Below are 7,561 nucleotides of genomic sequence, written 5' to 3' on the forward strand. Positions count from 1 at the left end.
AGCGTGTTCGCGTTCGAGCTGCCGCTCGCGGCCGCGGCGCACTGAAGCGGAGCCGGCACGAGCGCCGGCCCGGGGCCGCACGATGCCGCGCACGCCGATGGCGCGGTGCGGCAGACGGCCGGGCCGCGATGTCTAGTATTCGATTCGTACGAAGACTTTCCTAGTCAGCCGGCATTTGGCTACTATCGGCCGCTCGCGCAATTTTCGACACATCACTTTTCGGGAACCTCCAGCGCACCGACCGCCGTCCCCGCTCCGCACCTTCCGGCGTCCCCGCCGCCGGCGCGCCGGCGCGGACGATGCCGCGGCAATACCGCGGAGCACGAGGCGGCGGCCACTGGAAGCAGCCCGCATCCTGCCCCAGGAGTCGCTAATGACGGCGGAAAGACATCGCACCGCGCTCGTGGTTTCGCTGCTGGCCCTGGCCTGTGCGCCGGCCGCGGCGCAACAGCTCAAGGTCGACGACGACGCGATCAAGCTCGAACAGGTGGAAGTGACCGGCTCGCATCTGCGCCGCGTCGACATGGAGACGCAGCATCCGGTGCTGGTCATCGAACGCGAGGCGCTGCTGCGCACGGGCCTGACCGACGTCGGCGACATCCTGCAGACGATCACGAGCAACGGCCAGACGCTGAACCGCAACATCAACAACGGCGGCAACGGCGAGGCGCGCCTGAACCTGCGCAGCCTCGGCGACAACCGCACCCTGGTCCTGCTCGACGGCCAGCGCTTCGTCTCCGGTCTCGAAGGCGCGGTCGACCTGACAGCAATCCCGCTGGCCCTGGTCGAACGCGTCGAAGTGCTGCGCGACGGCGCCTCGGCGATCTACGGCTCCGACGCGATCGCCGGCGTCGTCAACATCGTGACACGGCGCGCCTACACCGGCGGCGAAGCCTCGGCCTATTTCGGCGAGAACTACAGCTACAGCGACGGCCAGCGCCGCGCGTTCGACCTGACCTACGGCGCCAAGGGCGAAGGCTGGAGCGCAGCGGCCGGCGCGACCTACAGCAAGGACGAGCCCATCTTCGCGCGCGACCGCGCGATCTCGCGCCTGCCCTACTACGGCCTGCCGCTCGAAGCGACCGGCTCGCTGACCTCGCCGTATTCGCGCCTGATCCTGGCCTCCGGCGGCGGCTACCGGCGCCTGATCGACGGCCGGCCGGGGACGTCGCCGGAAGATTTCCGTCCGCTGAATCCGGCGACCGACGGCTACAACTACACCGTGCAGAATTATCTGCAGACGCCGCAGGAGCGCCGCGCGCTGTTCGCCCAGGGCCGCTACGAATTCAGCCCGAAGCTCGCGTTCAGCGCGAACCTGCTGCGCAACGAACGGCTTTCCTCGCAGCAGCTCGCCGAGCCGGTCGTCTCGTTCTCGCCGTTCCTGCTCGATCCCGCCGGCAACTCCATCGGCATCGCCGCCGACAACGTCTACAACCCGTTCGGCGAAGCCGTCGTGACCGGCTCGCGCCGCTTCAGCGAGGCCGGTCCGCGCCGCTTCGAGCAGAAGACCACGACGACGCGGCTGGGACTCGGACTTGACGGCCTGTTCGCACTCGGCGCGCGCGATTTCACCTGGAGCCTGAACTACAGCGCGACTCGCGCCGACTCGCGCGAGTTCGTCTCGCCGTATGCGGACAACAGCCGCCTCGCGCTCGCGCTCGGTCCGTCGTTCCGCGACGCGTCGGGTGTCGCGCGCTGCGGCAGCCCGGGCGCCGTCATCGCCGGCTGCGTGCCGCTGAATCTGTTCGGTCCGCCGGGCTCGATCACGCCGGAAATGCTCGACTACGTCGGCATCTCCGCGCACAACCGCAAGCGCTCGGATTCGCGCGACCTGCAGGTGCATGCGGCCGGCGACGTGTTCGACCTGCCGGCCGGGCCGGTCGGCCTCGCGGTCGGCTACGAGCGGCGCGACGAAGAGGGCTACAACCGGCCCGACGCGGTCATCGCGAGCGGCAACGCCAACGGCACCGGCGTGACCTACGACGCGACCGAAGGCAGCTATGCGGTCGACGAAGTGTTCGCCGAACTCAACCTGCCGCTGCTCGAGGGCCAGCCGTTCGCGCGCCAGCTCGACGTGTCGCTGGCCTCGCGCTATTCGGACTATTCCGAATTCGGCGGCACCACCAATTCGCAGTTCGGCCTGCGCTGGAAGCCGGTCGACGACCTGCTCGTGCGCGGCAACATCGCCGAAGGCTTCCGCGCGCCGAGCCTGTTCGACCTGTATTCGGGCAACTACGACAGCATCGGTCCGGTCACCGATCCCTGCGCCGCGGCCAATTCGCCGTCGGCGCAGACGCTCGCGCGCTGCCAGGCGGCCGGCGTGCCGGTCGACGTGATCGAAGGCGAAACCTACGTGACCTACGGCGGCAACCGCGAGCTCAAGCCCGAGCGCGCGCTGTCGCGTTCGCTGGGCCTGGTCTACTCGCCGCAATGGCTGGAAGGGCTCGAGGTCAACCTGGACTGGTACCGCATCCAGATCCGCGACGCGATCGGCGACCGCACGCCGGAAGCCGTGCTCGGCGACTGCTACGACCGCGGCGACGCGGCCGCGTGCCGGCGCATCGTGCGTGCGCCCGACGGCAGCCTCTACAGCGTGGTCGCGACGGCGCAGAACCTGCCCGGCGGCCTGGAGACCGAGGGCGTGGACTTCGGCCTGACCTATCGCCGCACGACCAGTGCCGGCAATCTGGCGGTGGTCTGGGACAACGCCTACGTCGACTATTACGGCGAGCTGCACCAGCCGGCGCGCAACACCCTGCTGCCCGACGGCACTCTGGCGCAGGGCAACATCGTCGCCGACAACCGCACGCCGGGCGGCTTCTATACGGTGGTCTGGCGTCTGCGCTCGAACCTGAGCCTGCAATGGCAGCGCGACGACTGGAGCGCCTCGGTCGGCGCACGCTATTTCTCGCCGGGTGACGAGGACTGCAGCATCGTCACCGACGTCGCCGAGTATGTCGGCCAGCCCAACCTGAACTCGCTGTGCTCGCGGCCCTATCGCGAGATCGACGTCGACGGCTCCGGCACGGCGTCGCCGGCGCCGCAGAACCGCGTCGCGAGCGTGACGTATTTCGACCTGGAAGCGAGCTGGCAGGCGCCGTGGAACGCGAAATTCACGCTCGGCGTGCGCAACGCGTTCGATCGCGATCCGCCGGTGGCCTACTCCACCCAATTCAATTCGTTCTTCGCCGATTTCGACGTACCTGGCCGCTACTGGTACGCGAGCTACCGTCAGCGCTTCTGAAGCGGCCGCAGCCGCAAGCACCGGTGGAAACGCAGCCAAAAAAAGCGGCGACGCAGGGGAACGTCGCCGCTTCGGGTCCGCACTCGGCCCCTTGGGGTGGGCGGGTGCCGCGCCGCTTCTCAGCGGTGCCGGACCGGTCGGTCGGGGAAGGGTTCAGCGGTGACCGGTCCGTTAGGGGAAAAGTGGGTCCTGTCGGACAGGACTCAAGTTTCGATCCTGCGCCGCCGCGGCAAGTTCCCCGCGGCGGCGCCCTGTGCCGCAGCCGTCAGTGCAGCCGCGACTCGAACTGCTTCACTTCGGTTTCGGCGCGTTCGCGCTCCCAGCCGTAGCGTTCCTGCAGCTTGCCGACGAGATAGTCACGATGGCCGTCGGCCACGCCGAGATCGTCGTCGGTCAGCTTGTTCCATTGCGCCTTGGCCTGGCCGGCCAGCTGCTTCCACTTGCCTTGGATGATGTCGCGGTTCATTCGGGCGGTCCTCTCAGGCGGCGAGCCGGCGCTTCAGGTCGCGCATCTCGTCGTGGGTACGCTTGAGGTCCGGATAGTGGCGCTCGGCGATGCGGCGCAGCTCCATGTCCTCGCTCTGGGTCAGCTCGTCGCGGAACGCTTCGAGGATGCGGTCCTCGGTCTGCTCGAGCTGTCCGACGTAGACCGACTCGTTGTCCTTCGTCATGCTGGCGCGGACGTCGGCATAGAGCTTGCGCAGCGAGCCGAGCATGGTGCCGCCCTGCGGCGCGGTTTCGCCGTAGGCAGCCAGGCGCGCCGACAGATCGCTCGCGATGGCCTGCTTCTGCTGGGCCATGCGCTGGAACAGGTTGGCGTAGGCCGGGGTCTTCACCTTCGTGGCGGCTTCGCTGTAGAACTTCTCGCCGTCGTTGAGCAGTTCGATCAGGTCTTTGAGGTTGCTCGCGGTGCTCATGCAATTCTCCAGGGGTTGGCGTGGCGGATAGAGCCGCCGTCCGCGGGCCGCAGGCCCCGGCCGGACGGGCGGCCGGGCTAGACGCGACGGCGGCCGGTGATCAGGGAGATCACGAACAGCACCAGGAACACGAAGAACAGGATCTTGGCGATGCCGGCGGCCGCACCAGCGATGCCGCCGAAACCCAACACGGCCGCGATCAGTGCGACGACCAAAAACACAACGGCGTAATGCAACATGGGTTATCTCCTTAGGCTTGCTTTCCGCGTCGCTGAGCGTTGCCGCCGCGGTCGGGTTAACGGAGTCAATCCGCATGCCAGGCGGGAAGCTGGAATTTTCCCGATACATTTCATAGCCTTGCTCTTCATCGCCGACATTGCTGCTGGGCGGTTTGCAGGAAAGCGCCCGCGGCCCGTGCAGAGTGCAAGGGCTCAGCCTTGAGATCGCAATGAACGAAACCGTGACTTCACCGCGCGAACGCATCCTGCTGGTCGACGACGACGCGACCGTGCTGCGCAACTTCCGCCTCTGTCTCGAGGACGAGGGCTATCAGGTCAACACCGCGCAGAACACGGGCTCGGCGCTGGCCGCCGTCGCGCGCAGCGTGTTCGACGTCTGCATCCTCGACCTGCACGTCGGCGAGGACTTCGGCCTCGATCTGCTGCCGCAGCTCCGCGCCGCGGCGCCGTGGATGCGCGTGATCATGGCCACGGCCGAATCCGACGCGGCCATCGCAGTCAGCGCGATGCGCGCCGGCGCGGCCGACTACCTCATCAAGCCCTGCGAGCCGGAGAAGCTGCTGCACGCAGTGGAGCAGCAGATCCAGGCGCGGCGCATGGAGCGGCGCATCGAGGAGCTGGAATCGGCGCGCGCCGAGACCCTGCCCGACCTGCTCGACAGCGCGAACCCGACCATGAGCCGGCTGCTGGAAATGGCGCGCCAGGCCGCCGAGACCGACGCGACCGTGCTGCTGCTCGGCGAAAGCGGCACCGGCAAGAACGTGCTCGCACGCAACATCCATCTCTGGAGCATGCGGCGCAAGGCCGGCTTCGCGACCGTGAACTGTCCGTCGCTGTCGGCCGAGCTGCTCGAGAGCGAACTGTTCGGCCACGTCAAAGGCGCATTCACCGGCGCGCACGATCATCGCCAGGGCCGCGTGCAGGTCGCCGAAGGCGGAACCTTGTTCCTCGACGAGATCGGCGAGTTTCCGCTGTCGCTGCAGCCGAAGTTCCTGCGCTTCCTGCAGGACCGCGAATACGAGCGCGTCGGCGATCCGCGCACGCGCACGGCCGACGTGCGCCTGATCGCGGCGACCAATCGCGATCTCGCCCAGGCCGTCGCCGACGGCACGTTCCGCAACGACCTGTACTACCGCCTCAACGTCATCGCGCTGACCGTGCCGGCGCTGCGCGAGCGGCCCGAGGACATACTCGGCATCGCCGACCGGCTGCTGACCGGCCTCGTCGCACGCTACCGCCGGCCGGCGCGGCGCTTCACCGAGACCGCGCGCAACGCGCTGCTGGCCTATTCCTGGCCCGGCAACGTGCGCGAGCTCGCCAACGCGATCGAGCGCGCGGTGATCCTCTGCGCCGACGAGGAAATCGCCTACGAACACCTGCCGTTCGCGAGCGCCGGCCTGAACGCGACGAGCCTCGCGAGTGCGACGCCGCGCGCCGGCGACCCGGTCACGATCGAACAGCTCGAACGCGCGCACATCGAGGCCGTGCTCGGCGCGACGCCGACGCTCGACGTTGCCGCGCGCCAGCTCGGTATCGACGCGTCGACCCTGTATCGCAAGCGCAAGACGTACGGGCTGGGCTGAGGCGACACGCCGGCTCCGTCGACCGCAGGTTGCCGGCGAGCCGGAGACGGACCGCCGGCCGCGCCGGGTTCAGCGTACGCCGGCCCGTTGATTGAAGTCGCCGATGACGCCGACGAGCGCCGTCAGCGCCTCGCGCTCGACCTCGGTCAGGTCCGGATGCCAGGTGTCGAGGATCAGCACGACGCGCGTGCGTTCGCTGCGGTTCCAGGCCTCGTGCTCGTAGGTGTCGTCGAACACGACGCAGCGGCCTTCCTGCCAGACGTGGTCGACGCCGCCGACGCGCAGCGCGCAGTTGTCCGGCACGATCAGCGGCAGATGGGTGACCAGGCGGGTGTTCGTAACGCCGCGGTGCGGCAGGATGTGCGCGCCCGGCGTCAGCAGCGAGAACAGCACTTCGGGCGCGTGCTCGCGGATGCGCACGATCGGCAGGCTGTCGAGCACCGCGGACGTGACCGGGCAGCGCGCGCAGTTGTCGTCGCGGCGCTCGCCGTGGCGATAGAAGAAGAAGCCGGTCCAGGCGCGCTGGCCTTCGCGGCCGCTGAGGTAGTCGTCGATGCGCGCGTCGCCGTCGAAACGCAGGAACGGCTCGAAGCCGTGCTCGGCCGCGAGCAGGTTGACGAGCTCCAGGCGGATCGCGCCGGTCTGCGCTTCCAGCGCGTCGAGCCACGGGAAGCGCGAGCGCTCGTAATAGGCCTGCGACGCGATTTCCGGAAAGAACAGGAACAGCGGCCGCTGCGCCGGATTCGGGTAATGCGCGGGCTCGTCGCCGAGGTAGATCGCGAGCGCGCGGGCGACGCGGCGCAGCGCATCATTGCCGAACCGCGCGCGCAGCGGCGCGAGCGCGCTGTCGAACAGCGCATGCCGGCCCTGGTCGACGTAGCGCATGGCCGCGAGCACGGGCTGGCGCAGACCCGGCGGCGTGGTCGCCTCGTTGAGCCATTCGCCATGCTCCTGCGCGCTGCGCAGCGCGCGGAAATATTCCGGCAGCGCCTCGTCGTCGCGCTGCAGCTGCTGCAGGACGCCGGCCAGGTGGAGGCGCGCGAGGAAATAGGCGGGCTCGCGCGTGACCGCGCCGCGCAGCGCATCGACGGCCGCGTCGAGACGGCCGGCGCGGCGATACGCCTGGCCGAGGTTCTTCAGGGTTTCCGCATCGTCGGGGACGACCTGGCGCGCGCGTTCGAGCAGCGCGACGGCTTCGCCGGTCTGCTGCCGCGCCAGTGCGCACATGCCGAGGAAGTTGAGTCCCTCGGCGAGTCCCGGCACGGCATCCACGAGACGCAGGAACAGCTGCTCGGCCTCGGCAATTCGACCTTGCGCAGCGGCGCCGCGGGCTGCGGCGAGCTGCGCCTGCAGGACCGGCGACAGGCTGTCGGATGGATGCATGCGGGAAGGGTTCCGGCGAAACGGCGGTCAGCGGCCCGGCGCGAGTTCGGCGAACCCCGCGGCGAGTACTTCCGTATAGGCCTGCCAGCGTCCCGGCGCAAGACCGATCGGCAGGCCGCCGAGGCCGCGCTGCAGCGCGCCGGGTTCCAGCGCCTCGCGGCCGAGCAGCGCGGCGAGCGCGCCGCCGCTGCCGGC

General features: G+C 69.3%; 6 protein-coding genes. 2 read left to right on the plus strand and 4 right to left on the minus strand.

Going from position 1 to position 7,561, the window contains the following annotated elements; translation table 11 throughout:
* Window positions 1-373 precede the first annotated feature (373 nt).
* Window positions 374-3,244: a TonB-dependent receptor plug domain-containing protein gene (locus tag NON22_RS17300; protein ID WP_257388195.1), complete on the plus strand. Its 2,871-nt coding sequence runs from the start codon at window positions 374-376 to the stop codon at window positions 3,242-3,244.
* A 265-nt stretch (window positions 3,245-3,509) separates the two neighbouring features.
* On the opposite strand, the gene NON22_RS17305 is transcribed toward NON22_RS17300, so the two are convergent.
* The 3 genes from NON22_RS17305 to NON22_RS17315 form a co-directional block, all read right to left on the minus strand.
* The gene (locus tag NON22_RS17305; RefSeq protein ID WP_257388196.1) at window positions 3,510-3,710 is read right to left on the minus strand and encodes a CsbD family protein; all 201 of its coding nucleotides are present in this window, start codon (window positions 3,708-3,710) and stop codon (window positions 3,510-3,512) included.
* A gap of 13 nt (window positions 3,711-3,723) precedes the next feature.
* Entirely contained in the window at window positions 3,724-4,161 is a 438-nt protein-coding gene (locus NON22_RS17310) for a ferritin-like domain-containing protein (protein WP_257388197.1), read from the minus strand.
* Between the two features lie 77 nt (window positions 4,162-4,238).
* The gene (locus NON22_RS17315) at window positions 4,239-4,400 is read right to left on the minus strand and encodes a DUF1328 family protein (RefSeq protein ID WP_257388198.1); all 162 of its coding nucleotides are present in this window, start codon (window positions 4,398-4,400) and stop codon (window positions 4,239-4,241) included.
* Window positions 4,401-4,609: 209 nt separating this feature from the next.
* Here NON22_RS17315 and NON22_RS17320 point away from each other — a divergent pair, with 209 nt between their 5' ends.
* Window positions 4,610-5,983, plus strand: a complete 1,374-nt coding sequence (locus NON22_RS17320; RefSeq protein WP_257388199.1) for a sigma-54-dependent transcriptional regulator — start codon at window positions 4,610-4,612, stop codon at window positions 5,981-5,983.
* A gap of 69 nt (window positions 5,984-6,052) precedes the next feature.
* On the opposite strand, the gene NON22_RS17325 is transcribed toward NON22_RS17320, so the two are convergent.
* Window positions 6,053-7,366, minus strand: coding sequence for an aspartyl/asparaginyl beta-hydroxylase domain-containing protein (locus NON22_RS17325; RefSeq protein WP_257388200.1), 1,314 nt, complete (start codon window positions 7,364-7,366; stop codon window positions 6,053-6,055).
* Window positions 7,367-7,561: the final 195 nt, after the last annotated feature.

Origin of the sequence: Tahibacter caeni (assembly GCF_024609805.1) — a bacterium.
GTDB lineage: Bacteria > Pseudomonadota > Gammaproteobacteria > Xanthomonadales > Rhodanobacteraceae > Tahibacter > Tahibacter caeni.